General features: G+C 49.0%; 19 protein-coding genes. 12 read left to right on the forward strand and 7 right to left on the reverse strand.

All coding sequences use genetic code 11. The annotated features are described in order from the left end of the window. Positions 1 to 24: 24 nt before the first annotated feature. Positions 25 to 1269 carry a hypothetical protein gene (locus ACOCLE_RS04440; RefSeq protein ID WP_419535680.1) on the reverse strand — a complete coding sequence of 415 codons (1245 nt, stop codon included), beginning with the start codon at positions 1267 to 1269 and terminating at the stop codon, positions 25 to 27. A 231-nt stretch (positions 1270 to 1500) separates the two neighbouring features. Between ACOCLE_RS04440 and ACOCLE_RS04445 the strand changes: the two genes are divergently transcribed. Next, positions 1501 to 4239 (forward strand): hypothetical protein, encoded by a 2739-nt coding sequence (locus tag ACOCLE_RS04445; protein ID WP_419535681.1) that lies wholly within the window; start codon positions 1501 to 1503, stop codon positions 4237 to 4239. Beyond that, positions 4239 to 4628, forward strand: coding sequence for a hypothetical protein (locus ACOCLE_RS04450; RefSeq protein ID WP_419535679.1), 390 nt, complete (start codon positions 4239 to 4241; stop codon positions 4626 to 4628). Before ACOCLE_RS04445 ends, ACOCLE_RS04450 begins: the two co-directional genes overlap by 1 nt. Positions 4629 to 4662: 34 nt before the next feature. On the opposite strand, the gene ACOCLE_RS04455 is transcribed toward ACOCLE_RS04450, so the two are convergent. Continuing rightward, entirely contained in the window at positions 4663 to 5964 is a 1302-nt protein-coding gene (locus ACOCLE_RS04455; protein ID WP_419535682.1) for a hypothetical protein, read from the reverse strand. A gap of 163 nt (positions 5965 to 6127) precedes the next feature. Between ACOCLE_RS04455 and ACOCLE_RS04460 the strand changes: the two genes are divergently transcribed. Next, on the forward strand, positions 6128 to 6769 hold the full coding sequence (locus ACOCLE_RS04460; protein WP_419535683.1) for a hypothetical protein: 642 nt from the start codon (positions 6128 to 6130) through the stop codon (positions 6767 to 6769). Here ACOCLE_RS04460 and tnpC (ACOCLE_RS04465) read toward each other — a convergent pair. Next, entirely contained in the window at positions 6736 to 8241 is a 1506-nt protein-coding gene (tnpC, locus tag ACOCLE_RS04465; protein ID WP_419532963.1) for an IS66 family transposase, read from the reverse strand. The genes ACOCLE_RS04460 and tnpC (ACOCLE_RS04465) overlap by 34 nt on opposite strands. Before the next feature lie 210 nt (positions 8242 to 8451). Here tnpC (ACOCLE_RS04465) and ACOCLE_RS04470 point away from each other — a divergent pair, with 210 nt between their 5' ends. Both ACOCLE_RS04470 and ACOCLE_RS04475 read left to right on the forward strand, forming a co-directional pair. Continuing rightward, positions 8452 to 10473: a hypothetical protein gene (locus ACOCLE_RS04470; RefSeq protein ID WP_419535684.1), complete on the forward strand. Its 2022-nt coding sequence runs from the start codon at positions 8452 to 8454 to the stop codon at positions 10471 to 10473. After that, positions 10473 to 10862 carry a hypothetical protein gene (locus tag ACOCLE_RS04475; RefSeq protein WP_419535679.1) on the forward strand — a complete coding sequence of 130 codons (390 nt, stop codon included), beginning with the start codon at positions 10473 to 10475 and terminating at the stop codon, positions 10860 to 10862. The genes ACOCLE_RS04470 and ACOCLE_RS04475 overlap by 1 nt, the downstream gene beginning before the upstream one ends. Here ACOCLE_RS04475 and ACOCLE_RS04480 read toward each other — a convergent pair. After that, entirely contained in the window at positions 10850 to 12208 is a 1359-nt protein-coding gene (locus ACOCLE_RS04480; protein WP_419535685.1) for a hypothetical protein, read from the reverse strand. The genes ACOCLE_RS04475 and ACOCLE_RS04480 overlap by 13 nt on opposite strands. Positions 12209 to 12455: 247 nt before the next feature. On the opposite strand from ACOCLE_RS04480, the gene ACOCLE_RS04485 reads away from it, so the two are divergent. The 7 genes from ACOCLE_RS04485 to ACOCLE_RS04515 all read left to right on the forward strand — a co-directional run bounded on the left by ACOCLE_RS04485 (position 12456) and on the right by ACOCLE_RS04515 (position 21009). After that, positions 12456 to 14408: a hypothetical protein gene (locus tag ACOCLE_RS04485; RefSeq protein ID WP_419535686.1), complete on the forward strand. Its 1953-nt coding sequence runs from the start codon at positions 12456 to 12458 to the stop codon at positions 14406 to 14408. Positions 14409 to 14600: 192 nt separating this feature from the next. After that, positions 14601 to 15980, forward strand: a complete 1380-nt coding sequence (locus tag ACOCLE_RS04490) for a hypothetical protein (protein ID WP_419535687.1) — start codon at positions 14601 to 14603, stop codon at positions 15978 to 15980. Next, positions 15980 to 17218, forward strand: coding sequence for a hypothetical protein (locus ACOCLE_RS04495; protein WP_419535688.1), 1239 nt, complete (start codon positions 15980 to 15982; stop codon positions 17216 to 17218). The genes ACOCLE_RS04490 and ACOCLE_RS04495 overlap by 1 nt, the downstream gene beginning before the upstream one ends. Before the next feature lie 5 nt (positions 17219 to 17223). After that, positions 17224 to 17742 carry a hypothetical protein gene (locus ACOCLE_RS04500; protein WP_419535689.1) on the forward strand — a complete coding sequence of 173 codons (519 nt, stop codon included), beginning with the start codon at positions 17224 to 17226 and terminating at the stop codon, positions 17740 to 17742. A 113-nt stretch (positions 17743 to 17855) separates the two neighbouring features. Further along, positions 17856 to 19361, forward strand: coding sequence for an IS66 family transposase (gene tnpC / locus ACOCLE_RS04505; RefSeq protein ID WP_419532963.1), 1506 nt, complete (start codon positions 17856 to 17858; stop codon positions 19359 to 19361). A gap of 5 nt (positions 19362 to 19366) precedes the next feature. Continuing rightward, entirely contained in the window at positions 19367 to 20689 is a 1323-nt protein-coding gene (locus tag ACOCLE_RS04510) for a hypothetical protein (RefSeq protein ID WP_419535690.1), read from the forward strand. Positions 20690 to 20775: 86 nt separating this feature from the next. Continuing rightward, positions 20776 to 21009, forward strand: a complete 234-nt coding sequence (locus tag ACOCLE_RS04515) for a hypothetical protein (RefSeq protein WP_419535691.1) — start codon at positions 20776 to 20778, stop codon at positions 21007 to 21009. 3 nt (positions 21010 to 21012) lie between these two features. On the opposite strand, the gene ACOCLE_RS04520 is transcribed toward ACOCLE_RS04515, so the two are convergent. The 3 genes from ACOCLE_RS04520 to ACOCLE_RS04530 all read right to left on the reverse strand — a co-directional run bounded on the left by ACOCLE_RS04520 (position 21013) and on the right by ACOCLE_RS04530 (position 25650). Continuing rightward, positions 21013 to 22227, reverse strand: coding sequence for an ImmA/IrrE family metallo-endopeptidase (locus ACOCLE_RS04520; RefSeq protein ID WP_419535692.1), 1215 nt, complete (start codon positions 22225 to 22227; stop codon positions 21013 to 21015). A gap of 10 nt (positions 22228 to 22237) precedes the next feature. Next, the gene (locus ACOCLE_RS04525) at positions 22238 to 22522 is read right to left on the reverse strand and encodes a type II toxin-antitoxin system HigB family toxin (protein WP_419535693.1); all 285 of its coding nucleotides are present in this window, start codon (positions 22520 to 22522) and stop codon (positions 22238 to 22240) included. A gap of 95 nt (positions 22523 to 22617) precedes the next feature. Beyond that, positions 22618 to 25650 (reverse strand): type I restriction endonuclease subunit R, encoded by a 3033-nt coding sequence (locus ACOCLE_RS04530; RefSeq protein WP_419535694.1) that lies wholly within the window; start codon positions 25648 to 25650, stop codon positions 22618 to 22620. Position 25651: the final 1 nt, after the last annotated feature.

Consider the following 25651-nt stretch of genomic DNA (forward strand, 5'->3'; position numbering starts at 1 on the left):
GGGACTGTAAATATTCCTTCAGTTTTAAGACTGAAAAGCGGGGGGGGGGGGGGGAGAAATGGATGTTGATCCAACCTCATTATTCTTAGCTATATTTGATTCTTTTATAAGGGCAGTAGCTTGCTTACCAGCGATTCGTGCTTGTTCTCTATCACCGGTATTCTTCAAAACTTCATAGTAAGCCTTCTGGTAAGCCTTCCGTTTCTCGGACTGTGCCCAAGCTTGTTTGGAAGCCTTCCCTTTCTCGGACTGTGCGTAAGCCTTATGGTAAGCCTTCCGTTTCTCGGACTGTGCGTAAGCCTTCCCTTTCTCGGACTGTGCCCAAGCTTGTTTGGAAGCCTTCCGTTTCTCGGACTGTGCGTAAGCCTTCCCTTTCTCGGACTGTGCCCAAGCTTGTTTGGAAGCCTTCCGTTTCTCGGACTGTGCCCAAGCTTGTTTGGAAGCCTTCCGTTTCTCGGACTGTGCGTAAGCCTTCTGGTAAGCCTTCCGTTTCTCGGACTGTGCGTAAGCCTTCTGGTAAGCCTTCCGTTTCTCGGACTGTGCGTAAGCCTTATGGTAAGCCTTCCGTTTCTCGGACTGTGCGTAAGCCTTCTGGTAAGCCTTCCGTTTCTCGGACTGTGCGTAAGCCTTCCCTTTCTCGGACTGTGCCCAAGCTTGTTTGGAAGCCTTCCGTTTCTCGGACTGTGCGTAAGCCTTCTGGTAAGCCTTCCGTTTCTCGGACTGTGCGTAAGCCTTCTGGTAAGCCTTCCCTTTCTCGGACTGTGCCCAAGCTTGTTTGGAAGCCTTCCGTTTCTCGGACTGTGCGTAAGCCTTCTGGGAAGCCTCTCCGGGCGTGATGGTCAGGGGTTCACTAATGACAATTGATTCATGTCTTTCAATTTCAGCAGTTGCATTTGTAACTTGCTGCTGAATGCCTGTATTTAACGGACTAATTATAGCAACTGGCCGCGATGATGACTGAGAAAAATTAACAGATGTTTTTCCACAGGACTCATCTTGAGGAGGGGAGGATATATCGGTAGGTGCATTCAGTTCCGTATATCTTAACTCATCTGATGATGTTTCATTTGGACCTGAATACCTATCTAGCCCATCAAGTGGAATATCAGCTAAATTATCACCTGAAATAAAATTACTATCTAATGTAGAAGGTCCAACAACATATTGATTCAATGGATTAACAGAGTAAGCATTATTTTGGACTGCATCAGGTTGACTAACATAAGCGGGTGAAGGAGGTTCAAGAGTCTGCACAGAAAAACCAGACATACACGGCTGTGAACCAAAAGCCACAGATGGGTCAAAAGATGCTTCTTCTAACTCCTGAAGATAGGAAAAATCAGGAACGAAATTTGAATCTAAGTTAAACCTGTCCATTGAATTATTGAATTATTGAATTATTGAATTATTGAATTACAGCTTAAGACCACGCTTTCTTATAAAAGTTCCTCCCTTCACAACTCATTCACTATTTATGTCAACCAAGCATAAGGATTTGCTATGGCTATTACTAATAGCGATGTAAAACTCTTCGAAAGCCAGCGCCTCACCGATGAGGAAGACGGTGGCGGTCGGGTAACTGGTAACGAGGTCATTGATGGCAACGTCAATAATCTCTTTCAGGATATTTCCCGGATCGACCGAACCATTGGTGATGTTGCCCTGCGTAAGGCGTTTATCGGGATCAGCACCGATAACAATGACATTTATCTCGGCAGTCATTTGATCCTGACCGAGCCTCCCAAGGATAAGAATGTCTCGGTGTTGCTGTTCAATACCGACAGTCAGACCGATGAGCGTTTGGATGCCAGAGACAGAATAGAAAGTTATGTGGTTCCCGGTATCAAAGCATCATGGGAATTGGTCGGCGATCAGCTGGAAGGCCAGCGTGCCATTGTCGGCTATCAGCGTGAGGAATGGGCGGTGCCTGAAATTGGCGAGGTCTATAAGCTCACCACTCCCGATGGCTTAACCAGCCAGTTTATCCGTATTACTGCCGTTGATCATTCGGTGGTTACGTTTACCTATCACAACGGTACAGAGTATGTGGACTTTAACCGGCGCAAGGTAGAAATGGAGATCAGTGCGCCGCTAATAACCACCTTTGTCGGAGCGCAGCCAGTTCCCGGAGAACCGGAGGGAGAAACCAGCACCATTTATGGCACACAGATCGCCGACACCTCCCGTTATTATGGTATTCAGCCATTGAGTGCCAATGTGACCGCTGGCGACTTAACGGTTAAGGCCGAGAGCGTTTATGCGCCACTGGTGCCGAGTGCCAGGGTGGAAAGCCCACTATTGGATCAATACGGTGGCTATACCGGCAAAACGATGGTGGCCACTGCTGATACTACCCGTTCGGTCAGCTGCCGTTTTGTGCATATTACCGGCAACCAGAGCCGAACCTATGTCCAGCGCGGCGTATTACCTAAAACGCTTTCACTGTCCCTCGATATTGCGGACAGTGGTGCTCTGGAGTACACCAAGAATTTGCTCGGGTCGATCACCCTGAAAATAGAGGCGATGAATCAGGACGGTCGCTTGCAGGCTCTCGCGAAAAAGATCAGCGATGCTTTTATTGCCATGGGCGAGGCCATTCAATCGGCGCTGTCTGGCCTTTCTTTTGACGGGTTTGTTTCAAAGGTAGAAACCAGCTTTGCCACCCTCACCACGGTGATGGATAAGCTGAAAACCACCTTTACGGTAACTGGCAATACCGTCACTTTCTTTTTCAACAGTTTTACGCTGGCGGTGAAAGGTTTTGCGACCGCATTTCTCTATACCATCGGAGAAATCATCTTCGGATGGGGAAAGCTGGCGGAGGTTGTGGGAGCTGACTCCATTGCCAAAGAGATGCAGGCAACGACGGAGTACCTGCGTTCTCTTGGTAAAGAGTTTGCCAAACAAACCGGTGAAGATGCCAATGCCGCCAAAGACGCATTGGTGGGTATTTACGAAGCCCTTTCGAAAAAGCATGAACAGGCACAAAAAGACATTCGTCGTGAAAGCAAGGTGACCTGGGATCAGGTACGAGAAGAACAGGAGCGTTACCGGGCAGACGTTGAGCAGACTGGCAAAACCGCAGAGCAGGCAGCAGCAACCACCAAAGCGGCGTTTACCGATGCAGCCGATGCTATCAACCAAATCAACGGGGCTGAAACCCGCACCGAATTAGCCAGCCTTGGCGTAGCACTGGCCGAAGCCTTTTCTGCCGGAACACTCTCTCAGGAAGAATATACCCAGGCACTGGAGGCCAGTCGCCAGAAGCTGGCGCAACTGAAAAAAGAGGCGGAAGACGCAAGCCAGAGTATTGATAAAGTCACCGAGGCTGGCGAGCAACAAACCGCAGCTCTTGAAGACACCGCTTCCATTGCCGGAGTCATGGCTGGTCATTACAACACTCTGGCCGAAGAACTACAGGGCATGAGTGGTGCTGCGCACGATACCTTTGTGGCGATGAATGGCGTGGGTAACGTCAACACCGAGCAGGCGATCAGCAGCATTGCCGAACTGAAAAGTCAGCTGGAAGAAACCCGAGAAGAACTCAACAAGCTACAGCACTCTTATACCTTCGATGTAACCGGCATAAGTAGCTGGATGAATGAGACTGCGAAAAATGCTGCCTATGTCAAAAGTCAGTATTTAGAGCAGAAGATCGCCCTCGAAGAACTGTTAGAGAGTTATGAGCAGGGTGACTATATCGCTAGACGCTTTCTCCGTCAGGGCGAGCGAGCCGCTGATACGATGAACCTCCTGAACAATCAGGATTTAGACCGCCTAAACAGTGCCATTCGCTCGGCAGAGCAAAACATGGCCAGCCTTGGGGTGAGCTCCCGAAATACCCTCAACAGTCTGCAAGATGAACTGGATGAATTACAGGGCAGGCAGTCGGATATTGAGCAACGCCGTTATCAAACGCAGCGTGACGATCTGAAGGCACAGCAGGCCGAGGCTATTGCCAAAGGGGATCAGGAGGCGATCAAGAATATCACCTCTGCCCTGCGGATCAGTGAGCAGATTTACAACGAACGTATCCGGCAGGCCAACAATGAAAAAGCCCAAACCCTCCAAGAGAGCCAGGTGAGTAAATCGGCACCAACCATCCGAACTACACAACCGGCTCCACAAAAAATTATCCGGCTCGAATATCCCGGCGGTGCAGTCAATATCGGCATTGATTCAACGGATGAAACCAAACTGCTGGAAGCCCTGAAAAATGCAGGCATGAGGACGGTCTGATGCAACTGGACACCATTACCCTCCCGGACGATCTTCTCTGGATCAATGAGTTTGAATGGAACCCCGTCGAGCAGAATACAGAGCGGAGCCTGACCGGTGCTTTGCTGGTGCAGGAAGGGCAATTCAATTATGGAAGGCCAATCGAGCTATCTGGAAGCGGCGAGGCCGGTTGGGTATCCCGGCTGACCGTTAAGAACCTGTTTGCACTCTCCAAAGCGGCCAATAAAACCATGACTCTAACGCTCCCGGATAGTCGCCAGTTCTCCGTTATCTTTGATCGGTCTAACGGTGCTCCTGTAGAGGCGCAGCAGGTTATGCCGTTCGCCTATCCAGATGACAGCGATCAATACCTTCTGACCCTTCGCTTGTTGACCGTTCACTCAGGGTGAGGGTTCGATCGGGACTGTAAATATTCCTTCAGTTTTAAGACTGAAAAGCGGGGGGGGGGGGGGGAGAAATGGATGTTGATCCAACCTCATTATTCTTAGCTATATTTGATTCTTTTATAAGGGCAGTAGCTTGCTTACCAGCGATTCGTGCTTGTTCTCTATCACCGGTATTCTTCAAAACTTCATAGTAAGCCTTCTGGTAAGCCTTCCGTTTCTCGGACTGTGCCCAAGCTTGTTTGGAAGCCTTCCCTTTCTCGGACTGTGCCCAAGCTTGTTTGGAAGCCTTCCGTTTCTCGGACTGTGCGTAAGCCTTCTGGTAAGCCTTCCGTTTCTCGGACTGTGCGTAAGCCTTCCCTTTCTCGGACTGTGCCCAAGCTTGTTTGGAAGCCTTCCGTTTCTCGGACTGTGCGTAAGCCTTCCGTTTCTCGGACTGTGCGTAAGCCTTCCCTTTCTCGGACTGTGCCCAAGCTTGTTTGGAAGCCTTCCGTTTCTCGGACTGTGCGTAAGCCTTCCCTTTCTCGGACTGTGCCCAAGCTTGTTTGGAAGCCTTCCCTTTCTCGGACTGTGCCCAAGCTTGTTTGGAAGCCTTCCCTTTCTCGGACTGTGCCCAAGCTTGTTTGGAAGCCTTCCGTTTCTCGGACTGTGCGTAAGCCTTCTGGTAAGCCTTCCGTTTCTCGGACTGTGCGTAAGCCTTCTGATAAGCCTTCCCTTTCTCGGACTGTGCCCAAGCTTGTTTGGAAGCCTTCCGTTTCTCGGACTGTGCGTAAGCCTTCTGGGAAGCCTCTCCGGGCGTGATGGTCAGGGGTTCACTAATGACAATTGATTCATGTCTTTCAATTTCAGCAGTTGCATTTGTAACTTGCTGCTGAATGCCTGTATTTAACGGACTAATTATAGCAACTGGCCGCGATGATGACTGAGAAAAATTAACAGATGTTTTTCCACAGGACTCATCTTGAGGAGGGGAGGATATATCGGTAGGTGCATTCAGTTCCGTATATCTTAACTCATCTGATGATGTTTCATTTGGACCTGAATACCTATCTAGCCCATCAAGTGGAATATCAGCTAAATTATCACCTGAAATAAAATTACTATCTAATGTAGAAGGTCCAACAACATATTGATTCAATGGATTAACAGAGTAAGCATTATTTTGGACTGCATCAGGTTGACTAACATAAGCGGGTGAAGGAGGTTCAAGAGTCTGCACAGAAAAACCAGACATACACGGCTGTGAACCAAAAGCCACAGATGGGTCAAAAGATGCTTCTTCTAACTCCTGAAGATAGGAAAAATCAGGAACGAAATTTGAATCTAAGTTAAACCTGTCCATTGAATTATTGAATTATTGAATTATTGAATTATTGAATTATTGAATTATTGAATTATTGAATTATTGAATTATTGAATTACAGCTTAAGACCACGCTTTCTTATAAAAGTTCCTCCCTTCACAACTCATTCACTATTTATGTCAACCAAGCATAAGGATTTGCTATGGCTATTACTAATAGCGATGTAAAACTCTTCGAAAGCCAGCGCCTCACCGATGAGGAAGACGGTGGCGGTCGGGTAACTGGTAACGAGGTCATTGATGGCAACGTCAATAATCTCTTTCAGGATATTTCCCGGATCGACCGAACCATTGGTGATGTTGCCCTGCGTAAGGCGTTTATCGGGATCAGCACCGATAACAATGACATTTATCTCGGCAGTCATTTGATCCTGACCGAGCCTCCCAAGGATAAGAATGTCTCGGTGTTGCTGTTCAATACCGACAGTCAGACCGATGAGCGTTTGGATGCCAGAGACAGAATAGAAAGTTATGTGGTTCCCGGTATCAAAGCATCATGGGAATTGGTCGGCGATCAGCTGGAAGGCCAGCGTGCCATTGTCGGCTATCAGCGTGAGGAATGGGCGGTGCCTGAAATTGGCGAGGTCTATAAGCTCACCACTCCCGATGGCTTAACCAGCCAGTTTATCCGTATTACTGCCGTTGATCATTCGGTGGTTACGTTTACCTATCACAACGGTACAGAGTATGTGGACTTTAACCGGCGCAAGGTAGAAATGGAGATCAGTGCGCCGCTAATAACCACCTGTAACTATTCAGCACCCAGCAAAGGCGTATTGTTGTAATTTCGAACCGCTTTAAGAAGCGCCTGAAATATGTTCAACCCCTGCTTTTTAGCAGATGATAAATAGCTTCGGATTCGGGTAAACATGGTACCTCCGTCTTCGCTTCTGAAGCAGCCTGAGATCTTCTGCTTAAGTTTGGCCATCCTGGCATCACGTTCACTGCCATTGTTATCGAAGGGAATTGAAAAGTCCGACATGAAGCGCAACGTTTCAACCTTAAACTCAATAAGCCTTTTGAACAGGTTGTAGGCCTTGGTATTCCTGACCTTCTTACGTCCAAGCACCTGTCGTTGTTTTTCCATATAAGCGGTTTCCTTCGTGAGAGCCCTTTGAAGGATTTGGTCGTATATCGTCTCAATGCGAAGCTGTATTGCACCAGGCATTTGAGTCAGACCGGCTGCTTTGTATTTCTTGCAGAAGTGCCAGGAGAGCGTAAGCAATTTCATCAGCCGCAGAGCCAGCTTATTCGCATCCCTATCGACAACTCCCTGAAGCTCTCTCAGATGATGGGCATTACAAAGCACATGCACTGCCGCATAGGCAAAGTAGGACTTCCAATGATCGTGAACCAGAATGCCTGCAAAAGTCAGCAGGATGCCCATTGCATCCATTGCTTCACAACCTCGCCTTTCTGAGAGGTAGTAAAGCGTCCATTGGTCATCTCGCATAATGTGTAACCACCACAGTGAACCGTCAACCCGCATGCCAGTTTCATCCGCTCCTGCAACCGGACTTTCTTGTAAAGCATCGCGGATACTCTGCTCAGTAGAGGCCAGGTTCTCATGGGTATAGGCAACAAAATTGGCAACAGAGCCTGCGCTGACACTCATGCAATAAATAGTATTGAAATACTCAGACACCCGGTGATATGGGATGAAGTGATACTGGTTTAAATGAACAGCCATTGCCTGAGTCACTTCTCCGTATTGAGCAGCGGCTTTCACTCCTTGGGGAAACTCAGCGGTGTTCCGTTTACCACAAGGACATACTTTAACGTCTGCCCAGTACGCGGTAACTTCAAATTCTCCGGGTCTACCTGGATCAAAAACCTGTCGCTCAATGTATTTGGTGGGTTTAATATCGATAAGCGAAGACTGGCAACAGCAACATTTTTCAACCTTCAGATGCCTGACATAATCGGGTAAGGCGACACGTCTCAAACAAGAGCCTTGATGACCTTTCTGGCCACCTGGTTTATTGCCTGAAGATGGTCTAAGGCTTTTGGGGTTCGGTGTTTCCTGTGAGGAGCAGGGGGCTTCTTTGGAAGATGTATCACCTTTATCACTCCCTTTTTTACTGGGCTTTTGATAACCATCTGACGATGGTGGCTTACTACTGTTTTGACTGTTTTTATTAACCCTTTCTTCCAGTTCGCTGCAACGTTCCCGTAAAAGCGCATTCTCGGTCCGAAGCTCTTCATTCTCTTTAAGGAGAGCTTCGGTAAACGGAGTAGCTGGGAAGTCTGGTTCCATACTGGAGATTTGTTAGAAAAATTGAGTATAAGATGATGGTCGAAAAATCAGAAAATTCCAGATTTATATGAAGGGTGCTGAATAGTTACAACCACCTTTGTCGGAGCGCAGCCAGTTCCCGGAGAACCGGAGGGAGAAACCAGCACCATTTATGGCACACAGATCGCCGACACCTCCCGTTATTATGGTATTCAGCCATTGAGTGCCAATGTGACCGCTGGCGACTTAACGGTTAAGGCCGAGAGCGTTTATGCGCCACTGGTGCCGAGTGCCAAGGTGGAAAGCCCACTATTGGATCAATACGGTGGCTATACCGGCAAAACGATGGTGGCCACTGCTGATACTACCCGTTCGGTCAGCTGCCGTTTTGTGCATATTACCGGCAACCAGAGCCGAACCTATGTCCAGCGCGGCGTATTACCTAAAACGCTTTCACTGTCCCTCGATATTGCGGACAGTGGTGCTCTGGAGTACACCAAGAATTTGCTCGGGTCGATCACCCTGAAAATAGAGGCGATGAATCAGGACGGTCGCTTGCAGGCTCTCGCGAAAAAGATCAGCGATGCTTTTATTGCCATGGGCGAGGCCATTCAATCGGCGCTGTCTGGCCTTTCTTTTGACGGGTTTGTTTCAAAGGTAGAAACCAGCTTTGCCACCCTCACCACGGTGATGGATAAGCTGAAAACCACCTTTACGGTAACTGGCAATACCGTCACTTTCTTTTTCAACAGTTTTACGCTGGCGGTGAAAGGTTTTGCGACCGCATTTCTCTATACCATCGGAGAAATCATCTTCGGATGGGGAAAGCTGGCGGAGGTTGTGGGAGCTGACTCCATTGCCAAAGAGATGCAGGCAACGACGGAGTACCTGCGTTCTCTTGGTAAAGAGTTTGCCAAACAAACCGGTGAAGATGCCAATGCCGCCAAAGACGCATTGGTGGGTATTTACGAAGCCCTTTCGAAAAAGCATGAACAGGCACAAAAAGACATTCGTCGTGAAAGCAAGGTGACCTGGGATCAGGTACGAGAAGAACAGGAGCGTTACCGGGCAGACGTTGAGCAGACTGGCAAAACCGCAGAGCAGGCAGCAGCAACCACCAAAGCGGCGTTTACCGATGCAGCCGATGCTATCAACCAAATCAACGGGGCTGAAACCCGCACCGAATTAGCCAGCCTTGGCGTAGCACTGGCCGAAGCCTTTTCTGCCGGAACACTCTCTCAGGAAGAATATACCCAGGCACTGGAGGCCAGTCGCCAGAAGCTGGCGCAACTGAAAAAAGAGGCGGAAGACGCAAGCCAGAGTATTGATAAAGTCACCGAGGCTGGCGAGCAACAAACCGCAGCTCTTGAAGACACCGCTTCCATTGCCGGAGTCATGGCTGGTCATTACAACACTCTGGCCGAAGAACTACAGGGCATGAGTGGTGCTGCGCACGATACCTTTGTGGCGATGAATGGCGTGGGTAACGTCAACACCGAGCAGGCGATCAGCAGCATTGCCGAACTGAAAAGTCAGCTGGAAGAAACCCGAGAAGAACTCAACAAGCTACAGCACTCTTATACCTTCGATGTAACCGGCATAAGTAGCTGGATGAATGAGACTGCGAAAAATGCTGCCTATGTCAAAAGTCAGTATTTAGAGCAGAAGATCGCCCTCGAAGAACTGTTAGAGAGTTATGAGCAGGGTGACTATATCGCTAGACGCTTTCTCCGTCAGGGCGAGCGAGCCGCTGATACGATGAACCTCCTGAACAATCAGGATTTAGACCGCCTAAACAGTGCCATTCGCTCGGCAGAGCAAAACATGGCCAGCCTTGGGGTGAGCTCCCGAAATACCCTCAACAGTCTGCAAGATGAACTGGATGAATTACAGGGCAGGCAGTCGGATATTGAGCAACGCCGTTATCAAACGCAGCGTGACGATCTGAAGGCACAGCAGGCCGAGGCTATTGCCAAAGGGGATCAGGAGGCGATCAAGAATATCACCTCTGCCCTGCGGATCAGTGAGCAGATTTACAACGAACGTATCCGGCAGGCCAACAATGAAAAAGCCCAAACCCTCCAAGAGAGCCAGGTGAGTAAATCGGCACCAACCATCCGAACTACACAACCGGCTCCACAAAAAATTATCCGGCTCGAATATCCCGGCGGTGCAGTCAATATCGGCATTGATTCAACGGATGAAACCAAACTGCTGGAAGCCCTGAAAAATGCAGGCATGAGGACGGTCTGATGCAACTGGACACCATTACCCTCCCGGACGATCTTCTCTGGATCAATGAGTTTGAATGGAACCCCGTCGAGCAGAATACAGAGCGGAGCCTGACCGGTGCTTTGCTGGTGCAGGAAGGGCAATTCAATTATGGAAGGCCAATCGAGCTATCTGGAAGCGGCGAGGCCGGTTGGGTATCCCGGCTGACCGTTAAGAACCTGTTTGCACTCTCCAAAGCGGCCAATAAAACCATGACTCTAACGCTCCCGGATAGTCGCCAGTTCTCCGTTATCTTTGATCGGTCTAACGGTGCTCCTGTAGAGGCGCAGCAGGTTATGCCGTTCGCCTATCCAGATGACAGCGATCAATACCTTCTGACCCTTCGCTTGTTGACCGTTCACTCAGGGTGAGGGTTCGATCGGGACTGTAAATATTCCTTCAGTTTTAAGACTGAAAAGCGGGGGGGGGGGGGGGGAGAAATGGATGTTGATCCAACCTCATTATTCTTAGCTATATTTGATTCTTTTATAAGGGCAGTAGCTTGCTTACCAGCGATTCGTGCTTGTTCTCTATCACCGGTATTCTTCAAAACTTCATAGTAAGCCTTCTGGTAAGCCTTCCGTTTCTCGGACTGTGCCCAAGCTTGTTTGGAAGCCTTCCCTTTCTCGGACTGTGCCCAAGCTTGTTTGGAAGCCTTCCCTTTCTCGGACTGTGCCCAAGCTTGTTTGGAAGCCTTCCGTTTCTCGGACTGTGCGTAAGCCTTCTGGTAAGCCTTCCGTTTCTCGGACTGTGCGTAAGCCTTCTGGTAAGCCTTCCGTTTCTCGGACTGTGCGTAAGCCTTCCCTTTCTCGGACTGTGCCCAAGCTTGTTTGGAAGCCTTCCGTTTCTCGGACTGTGCGTAAGCCTTCCGTTTCTCGGACTGTGCGTAAGCCTTCCCTTTCTCGGACTGTGCGTAAGCCTTCTGGTAAGCCTTCCGTTTCTCGGACTGTGCGTAAGCCTTCTGGTAAGCCTTCCCTTTCTCGGACTGTGCCCAAGCTTGTTTGGAAGCCTTCCCTTTCTCGGACTGTGCGTAAGCCTTCTGGTAAGCCTTCCGTTTCTCGGACTGTGCGTAAGCCTTCCCTTTCTCGGACTGTGCGTAAGCTTGTTTGGAAGCCTTCCGTTTCTCGGACTGTGCGTAAGCCTTCTGGTAAGCCTTCCGTTTCTCGGACTGTGCGTAAGCCTTCTGGTAAGCCTTCCCTTTCTCGGACTGTGCGTAAGCCTTCTGGTAAGCCTTCCGTTTCTCGGACTGTGCGTAAGCCTTCTGGGAAGCCTCTCCGGGCGTGATGGTCAGGGGTTCACTAATGACAATTGATTCATGTCTTTCAATTTCAGCAGTTGCATTTGTAACTTGCTGCTGAATGCCTGTATTTAACGGACTAATTATAGCAACTGGCCGCGATGATGACTGAGAAAAATTAACAGATGTTTTTCCACAGGACTCATCTTGAGGAGGGGAGGATATATCGGTAGGTGCATTCAGTTCCGTATATCTTAACTCATCTGATGATGTTTCATTTGGACCTGAATACCTATCTAGCCCATCAAGTGGAATATCAGCTAAATTATCACCTGAAATAAAATTACTATCTAATGTAGAAGGTCCAACAACATATTGATTCAATGGATTAACAGAGTAAGCATTATTTTGGACTGCATCAGGTTGACTAACATAAGCGGGTGAAGGAGGTTCAAGAGTCTGCACAGAAAAACCAGACATACACGGCTGTGAACCAAAAGCCACAGATGGGTCAAAAGATGCTTCTTCTAACTCCTGAAGATAGGAAAAATCAGGAACGAAATTTGAATCTAAGTTAAACCTGTCCATTGAATTATTGAATTATTGAATTATTGAATTATTGAATTATTGAATTATTGAATTACAGCTTAAGACCACGCTTTCTTATAAAAGTTCCTCCCTTCACAACTCATTCACTATTTATGTCAACCAAGCATAAGGATTTGCTATGGCTATTACTAATAGCGATGTAAAACTCTTCGAAAGCCAGCGCCTCACCGATGAGGAAGACGGTGGCGGTCGGGTAACTGGTAACGAGGTCATTGATGGCAACGTCAATAATCTCTTTCAGGATATTTCCCGGATCGACCGAACCATTGGTGATGTTGCCCTGCGTAAGGCGTTTATCGGGATCAGCACCGATAACAATGACATTTATCTCGGCAGTCATTTGATCCTGACCGAGCCTCCCAAGGATAAGAATGTCTCGGTGTTGCTGTTCAATACCGACAGTCAGACCGATGAGCGTTTGGATGCCAGAGACAGAATAGAAAGTTATGTGGTTCCCGGTATCAAAGCATCATGGGAATTGGTCGGCGATCAGCTGGAAGGCCAGCGTGCCATTGTCGGCTATCAGCGTGAGGAATGGGCGGTGCCTGAAATTGGCGAGGTCTATAAGCTCACCACTCCCGATGGCTTAACCAGCCAGTTTATCCGTATTACTGCCGTTGATCATTCGGTGGTTACGTTTACCTATCACAACGGTACAGAGTATGTGGACTTTAACCGGCGCAAGGTAGAAATGGAGATCAGTGCGCCGCTAATAACCACCTTTGTCGGAGCGCAGCCAGTTCCCGGAGAACCGGAGGGAGAAACCAGCACCATTTATGGCACACAGATCGCCGACACCTCCCGTTATTATGGTATTCAGCCATTGAGTGCCAATGTGACCGCTGGCGACTTAACGGTTAAGGCCGAGAGCGTTTATGCGCCACTGGTGCCGAGTGCCAGGGTGGAAAGCCCACTATTGGATCAATACGGTGGCTATACCGGCAAAACGATGGTGGCCACTGCTGATACTACCCGTTCGGTCAGCTGCCGTTTTGTGCATATTACCGGCAACCAGAGCCGAACCTATGTCCAGCGCGGCGTATTACCTAAAACGCTTTCACTGTCCCTCGATGGCGGCACCTTTGAAGATGACGGTGCGGGTCATCTGCTCCATAAAAGCGGGACCAATAATTTCAGCAAATTGACCGTGGATTATGACCTTGGGGAGGTTAACGTCTGGCGAGCGAGCAGCTATACCACGGCCACCGCCAATGCGACCTATCAGCCTGCCGTGGCGATTACCGGGGCTGCGATCAGCGGGGCTATCCCGATCACCAACCAGAACCGGGGCTTTAACTACACCCTGAATATGGCCGAGGCCAAACCAAGGCCGGGAACACTGGTGGTCAGCTATATCGCCTTGGGTAAATGGCAGGATATTCGAGATACTGGCGCAGGCCAGATGACCGGGTCGGGAACCGGAACCATTATCTTTTCAACAGGATCGGCTGCGATCACCCTCGATGCGCTGCCTGATCCTGACAGTGCCATCGTCTTTAGCTATGTGGCGCAGAATGATGATGAGGTGACGATCAGAACCGGCTCGGTGCCTGTGGATGATATGACCTTTCGCCATACCGTCGAGAAACCCGGTATTAAACCCGGCTCGATGACGGTGACGTATGTTTCCTCCGGCGAGAATAAAACCCTGACCGATCAGGGCAACGGCCTGCTGACTGGCGATGGTAACGGTGCCATTCATTACGCACCCGGCGAGTTGAGCTTTAAGCTGGATTTCCTGCCGGACAGTGGCACCGAGATTCAACTGATCTATGAGGAAGGCACCAGTGCCGGTGGCGAGGTGATTGTCTCGGTGGATGGTCAGGGCGTAATGAGTGGCACCATTCCCGGTGCTCCCTTGCTCCCAGGTTCTATCCAGCTGCAATTTCTGGTCGAGCAGCTGTCCAACGTACCGAGCGAAACCAGAAACGAGGATGACTGGACTACCTATGAAACCACCCGGAACGTGGCCAAGCAGATCAGCGACGATACAACGGGTGGCTGGCGGGGTGTTACTGGCAGCATTGATTACCAGACCGGGGCGTTTACCATTCTGGCGTTGGAGCAGTAAACCTATCCTGAATACGTCATCAAGCAGACGTTTAATGGTTATGTCCGAAAGCTGGACGTAACCAACACCGCCAAAACCCAAACCTTCAACGGCAGCACCATTACCGCCATTGCACAGGCGAGCAACCTCGCTCACGCACCGTACAACGAGAATATCACCTCGCCAGAACTGACCATTGATCTGCTGCCCTTGATGGACAATACCGTTCTGCTCCCCGGCAGCGTGATCTTTGAATGGAACGGTGAAACCTACTTTGACCGGGACGGTTCTCTCTATAAAAACCTGAGTACCGAAACCAATGCCGGGGTTCAGGTCGGCAGGGTTGATTACAGCGGTGGTATAGCGACACTGGCGAGCTATCCCGAAGGAACGGTCAATACGGCCACCATTCAGGCAGCGGCGACTATCGGCGTTGGCTTTAAGATTGATGCGGTCGCCTTCCGAACGCCCGGTGCTCCGATCCGTCATGGCAGTTTGCAGCTCACGGCCGTTCGGGTAGATAACGGGGACATTATCACGGCAACGGCGGATTTTAATGGCGAGTTCAATACCGCAGAAGTGGTCGGAAAAATAGACGTAACCACAGGCTGGTGTGAGCTTCAATTCACTGATGGTTCAGACCCGATTTACGTTATCCCGCAAAGCGTCCGTTATAACTGCGTGGTGGAAACCAGCCTGCCGCTCGATGCGGAATTAATTGGCCTTGATCCGGTGCGTCTCCCTCCTGATGGACGGGTCCCTATCTATCGAGCCGGGGATATTGTAGTCATCAGCCACACGGCAAGCACCGATGCAGGTACACCAACCGCCGGTCAGGTGATCAACCTGGTACGTGACCATCAGGCAGAAATTGTCGTGGAAGACAGCAGCGGGGCTCTGCTGGCCAGCGATCAATACACCGTCGATAGAGAGACTGGAACCGTGACCTTTGCCGATCCGTTGAGCCTGATTGATGCTGGCAGTAATCCCCTGACTGCACCTTTCACCATTAAGGATCGGGTCGAGCACATGAGCGTATTAAGTGACGTTCAGATCAACGGCGACCTCTCCATTATCTCCCCGGTGCCTTGGGATTTACCCGCCTCCGAAACTACGGTCAGCAGTGCAGTCGTCTATGGCGATCTTCAGGCGAGAGTGAAGAATTTCTTCAGCCAGAAGGTATGGGACAACGGCGACCCGAACTGGACTGATCACCGGGTTGGGGATCAGACCACGGCGCAATACAACACTATCAACTATCCGGTGGAAGTGACCAACAAGGGAGCCATCTATGGTAAGTGGGCGATCATTTTCACCAGTGGTTCAGCCTTTCAGATTGTTGAAGAAAAGCTCGGGATCATCGCAACCGGCAACACCATTGCTGATGCAGCGCCACTTAACCCGGAAACAGGTGTGCCTTTCTTCACTATCCGGGCTGATGGTTGGGGATCTGGCTGGGCAGCGGGGAACGCTATCCGATTTAATACCGATGGTTGCCTTGCACCAATCTGGATTTGTCGGACGGTTCTCGCCGGTCAGGGAACAGAGACCAATGATGATTTTACGCTTCAGATCAGGGGGGATGCTGACTGATGGCTGGAATATGGTTTCCCGAAGATAACGTTGCAGGAACGCTATCTACGCCTCGAATTTATGCTGCAGATAATGAGGCGTTTAATTCGTCAGTTTCCGAGCTTCATTTTGTAATGACGTTGATTTTGCATGAGTCAACGGCGACAAAAAGTGTTCCGCTTTTAAATATCGATGGCTTTGCAACTACAACTGGTAATTCTGTTTATCGGACAGATATTTGGGTTGAAAATGGGGTTTTAAATTATCGAACGGAAAGGTCTAGTGATGGCCGTGTAGGAACAAAGGGAGAATCAACTACCCTATTGCCGACAGGTGTGCCTATTGAAATCGTAATCACTATGAATGCGAGCCGGAGTTATACACCTGATAAGTTGGTCATGCACATCAATGGCACACGAGATACTGTTGTTAATTTGCAATCAAGTAAAAACTATACCTTTCCCTGGTATAGTTATCAGGAAGTCTCTCTGGGCTATGCATCGAAGACGAATACCTTTGCAGCAGGTCTATTAATTACAGACTTTCACCTATCCAATATTTATAACTCATCACCAGTAAAAAATACGTCCGCAAGTAGTACCTACCAGACGATATGGAACTCTGATTTTGAGAATGTGGCTGAACCTCTAAAAATCACTACCCGGCGGAATAACATAGACAGCAGTCTAACTTGGGCTAATACCGATGATACAAAGGTCATCTGGACTGATGGTAATGCTATCCCTTCAGCTGGTGGTGGCGGTGGTGATGCCGGAGCCGGGGGGATTATCATTCCCGGTAATGGCAACACCACACAGGTTCAGGGTGTCATTACAGAGAATGATCTTTTTGTTGCCCGGAGAGTCATTGCTATTACCGAGGCGCAGCTGGCAGTGACCGATAGCGAATTGACCAAACATGCTGTTCTCGATAGCACTGTCAGCAGTGATGTTGATGGAACCTATACCTTGGATACCAGCCCTTACGAGGGCGCAGTAATGGTAATGGCAACGGATGAATATGGCTCTGTCTGGCAACCAGATACAGCCTATGTTGTCGGTGATGTTATCAGGCCTGCAAACTTTCAAGGCTATGTCTACCAATGCACTCTCGCTGGCACCACTGGCAATACAGAACCGGTCTGGTGGTATGAGACTGATACGAGCCAGACGATAGGTACTGCTCAATTCAAAGCAAAACCGTTTAGCCGTCCACTGGTACACGGTCCAATAATCCCAACCATCATTCCTACCAGCTGATAACGATGGCTTACCTACCAAACAAAGCTGATTTTGCTTTCGGCCTTGATCCTTATGTGCCGGTTACTGACTTCGCTTTCTATCCAGAAAAGAAATACGCCTTTGTCACACCGCCTTCGGTCGTCAGTGTTTACCAAGGGCGTTGGGATACCGGCCTCAGTAGCCAGCAAAGCAGCCTGGTGGCTTATGGCGTAAGTTTGCCCGTTAGTCGTAGCCGGCCACAAACTAGCCAGCAGGCAACACCTCTGAAAGCCTTGCCAATGGGGCTATTTTGGGGGGAGGTGACTAAAAATAGTGCCGTTGTCAGTTTTAGTCATGGTGAGTCGGTAGCCAAACGCAGTTCAAAAAATAGCCTTTGGAAACATACCAACCTGCAGGATGTTAAACACTCGCAACGTTGGGATCACTCAATAAGGGCTACTGATGAGAGCACCGTTGATCGTTGGCAAACAGGAAGGCCTGAAGATCGGAAAAAGCAAAACAGTATTCGTCGTGTTGATGAATTTAGCCACCACATGAATTAGACATGCTCGGCTACTTGATGCCAGGTAACTATTCAGCACCCTTCATATAAATCTGGAATTTTCTGATTTTTCGACCATCATCTTATACTCAATTTTTCTAACAAATCTCCAGTATGGAACCAGACTTCCCAGCTACTCCGTTTACCGAAGCTCTCCTTAAAGAGAATGAAGAGCTTCGGACCGAGAATGCGCTTTTACGGGAACGTTGCAGCGAACTGGAAGAAAGGGTTAATAAAAACAGTCAAAACAGTAGTAAGCCACCATCGTCAGATGGTTATCAAAAGCCCAGTAAAAAAGGGAGTGATAAAGGTGATACATCTTCCAAAGAAGCCCCCTGCTCCTCACAGGAAACACCGAACCCCAAAAGCCTTAGACCATCTTCAGGCAATAAACCAGGTGGCCAGAAAGGTCATCAAGGCTCTTGTTTGAGACGTGTCGCCTTACCCGATTATGTCAGGCATCTGAAGGTTGAAAAATGTTGCTGTTGCCAGTCTTCGCTTATCGATATTAAACCCACCAAATACATTGAGCGACAGGTTTTTGATCCAGGTAGACCCGGAGAATTTGAAGTTACCGCGTACTGGGCAGACGTTAAAGTATGTCCTTGTGGTAAACGGAACACCGCTGAGTTTCCCCAAGGAGTGAAAGCCGCTGCTCAATACGGAGAAGTGACTCAGGCAATGGCTGTTCATTTAAACCAGTATCACTTCATCCCATATCACCGGGTGTCTGAGTATTTCAATACTATTTATTGCATGAGTGTCAGCGCAGGCTCTGTTGCCAATTTTGTTGCCTATACCCATGAGAACCTGGCCTCTACTGAGCAGAGTATCCGCGATGCTTTACAAGAAAGTCCGGTTGCAGGAGCGGATGAAACTGGCATGCGGGTTGACGGTTCACTGTGGTGGTTACACATTATGCGAGATGACCAATGGACGCTTTACTACCTCTCAGAAAGGCGAGGTTGTGAAGCAATGGATGCAATGGGCATCCTGCTGACTTTTGCAGGCATTCTGGTTCACGATCATTGGAAGTCCTACTTTGCCTATGCGGCAGTGCATGTGCTTTGTAATGCCCATCATCTGAGAGAGCTTCAGGGAGTTGTCGATAGGGATGCGAATAAGCTGGCTCTGCGGCTGATGAAATTGCTTACGCTCTCCTGGCACTTCTGCAAGAAATACAAAGCAGCCGGTCTGACTCAAATGCCTGGTGCAATACAGCTTCGCATTGAGACGATATACGACCAAATCCTTCAAAGGGCTCTCACGAAGGAAACCGCTTATATGGAAAAACAACGACAGGTGCTTGGACGTAAGAAGGTCAGGAATACCAAGGCCTACAACCTGTTCAAAAGGCTTATTGAGTTTAAGGTTGAAACGTTGCGCTTCATGTCGGACTTTTCAATTCCCTTCGATAACAATGGCAGTGAACGTGATGCCAGGATGGCCAAACTTAAGCAGAAGATCTCAGGCTGCTTCAGAAGCGAAGACGGAGGTACCATGTTTACCCGAATCCGAAGCTATTTATCATCTGCTAAAAAGCAGGGGTTGAACATATTTCAGGCGCTTCTTAAAGCGGTTCGAAATTACAACAATACGCCTTTGCTGGGTGCTGAATAGTTACGATGCCAGGTGGAAATGCAGTCAGCTTTCTTTTTAAAGGTCGGCCTTATTCGCCTGATATCACCCCGGAAGTCTATTTCAAAATAGATTGGCGATTAGAGCGAAAGGTAATACAGCCGAGAGACAGCAAGCTTCTCTCAAACTTCCAGAGCAACCGCCGGGAAGATCAGCCGGTCATTTTGCCGTGGGGTATCGGACAGAAAGCCAAGGATGAGAGCGTTACCGGCAACTATGGCGGTGAGACCGCCCCAAACATTATTGTTAAGCCGGAGCCAGAGCAGCCAGAGATCAGGGAGAGTTATCTGCTAATGAACATTATCACCACTGTCGTATTGCCTGCCCGGACACCGCTCGAACTTCCCTCAATGGAAATCAGTCTGGATATTGATAGCTTCTCATGGAGCTTTACCGGAGAGCTTTGGGGCGCTTCCAATATCGCACTGGTAGAACCGGACGAGAACGGTCCGAAGCAGATCGAGGTGGATATCAACGGCTGGAAGTGGATCTTCATTATTGAGCGTTACAGCACAAACAGACGGTTCGGGGATGAGCGTTATACCCTCTATGGCAGCAGCCGAACCCAACTGCTCGCAGCCCCCTATGCGCCACAACGAAGCAAGAGCAACAGCGCCAACCTCAACGCCAAACAGGCCATTACCGAAGAACTGGCTAACACTGGCTTTACGGCAACCTACCCTGACCTGAGCGACTACAGCACACCCGATTGGATCATGCCCGGAGGTTCGTTCAGCTATCAGAACCAGACCGCTATGCAGGTAGTGGCCAAGATCGCAACTACAGCTGGATCGGTGATCATTCCAAGCCGTGATAACGACCAGGTGAGCATACAGCCCCGTTATCCTGCCAGCCCTTGGCACTGGAATACTGCCACAATGGATAAGATCGTTCCGGCAAGTATGGTCATTAGTTTAAGCGCTAACTGGCGACCGGAGCAGGCTTACAATGCCGTTTATGTCTCTGGCACCAATGCTGGAGTAGCGGTAAATGTTAAGCGCACAGGCAGTGCCGGTGATAACCCAGCACCGGATATTCTGGAAGACTGGTTGACAGAAACACAGGTCAATACTGAGCGAGGCCGAAATGAGCTGGCCAAGGGCGGCAACCAGAGCATTACCACCATTGAACTGCCATTGACCGACACCAACACGGTACCTGGCTTAATTGAGCCGGGTATGCTGGTGGAAGTTCAGGATACGCTTTTAGGAGAGAGTGGGAGCTGGCAAGCCCTTTGTCTGGCGACCAGCATCAGTGCAAGTGGCGTGGGGAATGTTGTTCAGTCAGTAGAGCTCGAGCGGCATTATTAAAAAGTGCCCAGTATGGTAATACTGGGACTTAAGCGCATTGGTTTGTCATTAAAACGACAGGTTAAACATAGTCTATGGAGGGAATTATGGCAACGACCAATATCTGGCAACAGTTCAAGGCACTCTTACCTGAAGGCTCCCGAATAGTCGCAATTATCAAAGCCAACAACGGCAATGGCACCAGCCAGGCAGAGCTAAGGGATGGTTCGGTTATTACCGTCAACGGCGAGTCAGTAGCTACCGGACAAAAAGCATTTATTCAGGATGGAGAGATAAAAGGTACTGCGCCGAGTCTGGCGCAGTATGAGGTAGACGTTTAGGTATTATGAAAGGAACAGAGGAGAAACCTTAGTCAATTGCTTTCGCACCTTCTTCCATTGGTTATGCTCTTTGGCAAAACGTCCGAAGACAATAGCAGGGGCGATGCTGAGAGATTTTGCCAGGGCCAGCATTTCAGGCATTGAGGCTGTGATATCGAGATTCCAAGCAGTTCCAGGGATTAAGCAATCACGAGCCATCGCATTGGCTTCGTCTTCTTTATGATCATTTGACACAATATCAAGATCATCCAAAAACCATTCACAACTGCCGTCAAAATGAAGAGCAATATGCGCCAGCTCATGCATGAGTGTAAACCAGAAATTATCCAGCCGGTCATGACGTAATGTTAAGGCGATAACTGGATTGCCATTAGGACTCATACAGACTGCACCATCCAGATAGGTCTTCTCTAGATGTGGCTCTATAATTAAATGGATGCCATGGTTGGCAAGAAACTCCTTGGCAATTAAAGGACCCTTATTAGACCAAGATTCTTTTGCTAGACGCGTCATAAACTCGGTATCAACAGTGCCCCTTTGATAATTAACGGTTAGATTTTGTCCTTCTACTTCTTTGAGGACTTTAACCTGCCATGCCCACAGGGCGAGTGGGTTTACCTGTTTGTCATTATTATTCAAATGAGCAGAAGTGCGCATCATTGCTGGGCTGAGCTGAAAGCTGCCTTTCAGAGTGTCTAAAAAGTCCCTTACTCGATCTTCAGCATAAAGCTTGAGCTCTCTGAGAGGCTCAGTACTGTTGCTAAAGTAGCCATTCTCCAGCATATTTTTGAGGGGGAAAGCATGCCAGTCAATCGAAGCATCTTCACTGGTTACGATGTCTCTCGCAAGCTCAGTATCTTGAATAAGAACATCAGCGGGAATACCAAGCCCATGATGCAGCTTACGAATCATCCCCAAGCTCAAGGCGCGTTTGCCATTCAGTACTTCTGAAACCCTCGACTGGGAGCCAAAATAAGTGACCATATCCTTACGGGTCAGTCCCTGCTGTTCCATCCTGAACTTAATAGCTTCGACAGGGTGAGGCTTATCGATGGGGAAGTGGATATTCTCATACTGTTCGATAAGAACAGAAAGCACTTCGAGCTCGTTGTCCTCATCTGAACCTTCAGCAGGATCCTGATCCATGAGGGCCATAAGGCGCGCCATTGCCTCAGCATGATCCTGTTCAGTCTTGATGACCTTGATTACAGACATCATATTCCCCCTCCTAAAATTTCATTTTGCTGTACTCCGCATGGGTACCGACCCATTCAACAGCAGCAATTCCATTTCGATAGTGCACTTTCACGACCAGCCGATAGTGATTGCCCTTGATGTTGAAAATAACCCGATTATTCGGAATAAAATCGGCACTGTTATAGTGCTCCTTTATATCATGGGTTGTCTTCCAGTCTTTGTCATAGACCTCATGACACCAAGCATCCAAGGCTGGTTTTGCATCGGCATGTTTTTTCGAGAACTTATCCAGTTTGTCTTTACCTATGACTTTCATACTAGCCCAAAGTTCCCAGATTGGGAATTATATATATTTATCCCTAAATGGGAATGGATGATCGAAAAAAGAGCCAAACTATTTTTTAGAATGACTTATGCATCAGCCGATGGCCCCGTCAATCCTTTCATGGCCATATACTGGCTAATATGGCCAGTCAGAGTCAGGCGGAAATCCTCATCCTTGATAAACAGCTTGTAAAAATCCAGATCCGTCTTTCTTTGGGCTCGCATGGCGGCCCCAATCATTTGCTCTTCGGCCAGGCGGCGGGTCTGCTGGTTTGGGTTGTTGACTACCTGAGCCAGAAAGTCCGGGTTGTTTTCCATGTGTTCGGCCACTTTCTGGAGTTTGACTTTCAACTCCTCGGGAGTACCGTCCCAACCGGAAAAATGCCGCTCGTTAAAGCTTTCAACAATCTTGTCCAGTGGATCCCTGTCATCTTCACCATGATAACCCCGCTGGTTCGGATTTTGTGGTGCCAGAAGAGTTTCATTGGCATCCAGTTCAATGCGTTCGTTAAGCTTGACTCGGGCCATACCGTAGGTACTCATGTCCACGCTTTCCAGAAGCTTTCTGAGGTCCTGTTGTTCTGGGGCATTGACTTTGAGCTTTGGGATCAAAAAACGCAGATACCAGTGCAACATCTCCCATTGCACATTATTGAAGGGCATAATGCAGGCTAACTGGGCATACACTTTCACAAACTGTTTTGCTTTGATTTTGAAATCAATCTTCTGCTTTTCGGCTTCGTCGTCGTCTCCCAGATCATTGCCAAGGACTCTGAACCGTTCGGCTGCCGTGTCGGCTATGGGGTGTAGCTGTTCATCAGGAGCGTCATTCCAGTAAAGTTCATTAAACGCCTCAACCTCAGAGTGCTCATAAATCCCGACTTTATCCAGTTCGTCTTTCCAGTCGTGGAGTGCGTTTATATCAGTGCCTTCTTCCAGAATCGTGCTGGTGTAGAAATCATCAAAGGCTGCTTTGATCTCAGTGGTGGTGTTGTAGAAATCCAGTACAAACGTGTCGGTTTTCTCCATCTTTTGATTACACCGGTTCAGGCGGGAGAGGGTTTGTACGGCCTGAACGCCCTGGAGCTTTTTATCCACGTACATGGTGTGCAGCAATGGCTCGTCAAAACCGGTGGTGTATTTGTTGGCGACTATCAGCAGTCGATAATCATCGGTTTTGAAACGATCGGGGATGTCCTTACCCGCAAAGCCATTAACTGACTCTTCGGTGTGCTCAAAACCATCCTTGTTGGAAAAAGCCACCAGCGCACCAAACGGCATATTGTGTTCTTTCAGCAGCCGTTGAATCACCACAAAATACTCATAGGCCCGTTCAATGCTGGAACACACCACCATGCCTTTCGCCTTACCCTTGAGCTTGCGGGCTTTCACTACGTTCTCAATAAAGTGGTTAACCATCACCGATGCTTTTTTCTCGATGGTTTCCTTATGTCCTTCCACAAACGCTTTCAGTTTGGCCTGGGCTTTTTTGTTGCTGAAGTGAGGGTTTTCTTCCACTGACTTCTGCACTTCGTAGAAGCTTTTGTAAGTGGTGTAGTTTTGCAGAACGTCGAGAATAAAGCCTTCTTCAATTGCCTGTTTCATGGAGTAAAGATGAAAGGGGTAATATTTTCCGTCGTCAGCTTCCCGGCCAAATTTCTCCAGAGTGGCTTGTTTGGGAGTCGCCGTAAAGGCAAAGAAGGACGCATTTTTACTCATCTTGCGGCCTTTCATGGCTTTGAGGATTTTATCCTGAAGGGCGTCTTCAGTTTTGTCATCCTCCATGCCGAGCGACATGTTCAGTTTGTCCGCGCTATCCCCGGACTGAGAGGAGTGTGCCTCATCAATAATCACCGCAAAGCGTTTATTCTCCAGGTTGCCAATGCCATCGACAATATAAGGGAACTTCTGCACCGTGGTGATAATCAGCCGTTTTCCCTGTTCCAGATAGGATTTCAGGTCCGCAGATTTTTCAGCGGCGGCGACGATGTTCTTCACTTCGCAAAACTGGCTGATATTATTGCGGAGCTGTCGGTCGAGAATACGCCGATCCGTGACCACAATGACCGAATCAAATACATTGGCTTTACCAGCGCTGTCGTACAGTTCAATCAACTGGAAGGCCAGCCAGGTAATGGAGTTGGATTTACCAGAACCTGCAGAGTGCTGAATCAGGTACGAGTGGCCCGGGCCTTCGTCCCGGGCGTTGTTCAGCAGATTGCGAACCACTTCCAGCTGGTGGTACCGGGGAAAGAACAGCGTTTTTTTGATCTTTCCTTTCTTATCTTTTTCGTCAACGACCTTGGCGAGATGCTCAATAATCTGCACCAGCGAGTGGGGCTCCAGCACCTCATTCCAGAGGTAGGCGGTTTTATAACCGTCCGGGTTGATGGGATTGCCCTGGCCGTGATATGCGCCTTTATTGAAAGGAAGGAAGAATGTGCCAGCACCATTTACATGAGTGGTCATCATGACATCGTCGGTGTCGACAGCAAAATGCACCAGGCACTGGCCAAAACGAAACAGCGTACTCTTCGGGTCACGGGTTTCCCGGTACTGCTTCATGGCATTGTGAACCGTCTGGCGGGTCTGGGGCTTTTTCAGCTCGAAGGTACACAGGGCAAGACCATTGACAAACAGCACCATGTCCACGGTTTTGCCCGAATCCTCATAATACACCTGTCGGGTGATGGAAAAGAGGTTCTGATCAAACTGTCCGGACTGGTGCGGATTCAACTGGTGGTATACACCTTTGTAGAGCAGCGTCAGGTGCGCATCATTAATGGCGAGCCCTTTTTTCAGTACCGTGACCACACCATCCTTGCGGATTTTATGGCTGAGTCGTTCCAGCACCAACTGTTGCCAGTTGGGCAGGTGTTTCAGCTTGGCCAGTTCAGTGGGCTGGCTGGTTTCCAGAAACTGCCAGAATAGCCGGGAATCCAGGGCAAAGCGTCTGTCGAAATCGGCCGGATCGCCTGCAATATAGCCTTTGCCACGATGCTTCACGTTGCCATAGGACATCGGGGGTTGGGAGGGCGCTCCACGCGTCTCACGGCAATCCCCCGTGAGTGCCTGTTCAATGGCTTGTTCCAGGGCGGCTTCACTGATATTACTGACCATA

The organism is Endozoicomonas sp. (genome assembly GCF_965196975.1).
Lineage (GTDB): Bacteria > Pseudomonadota > Gammaproteobacteria > Pseudomonadales > Endozoicomonadaceae > Endozoicomonas.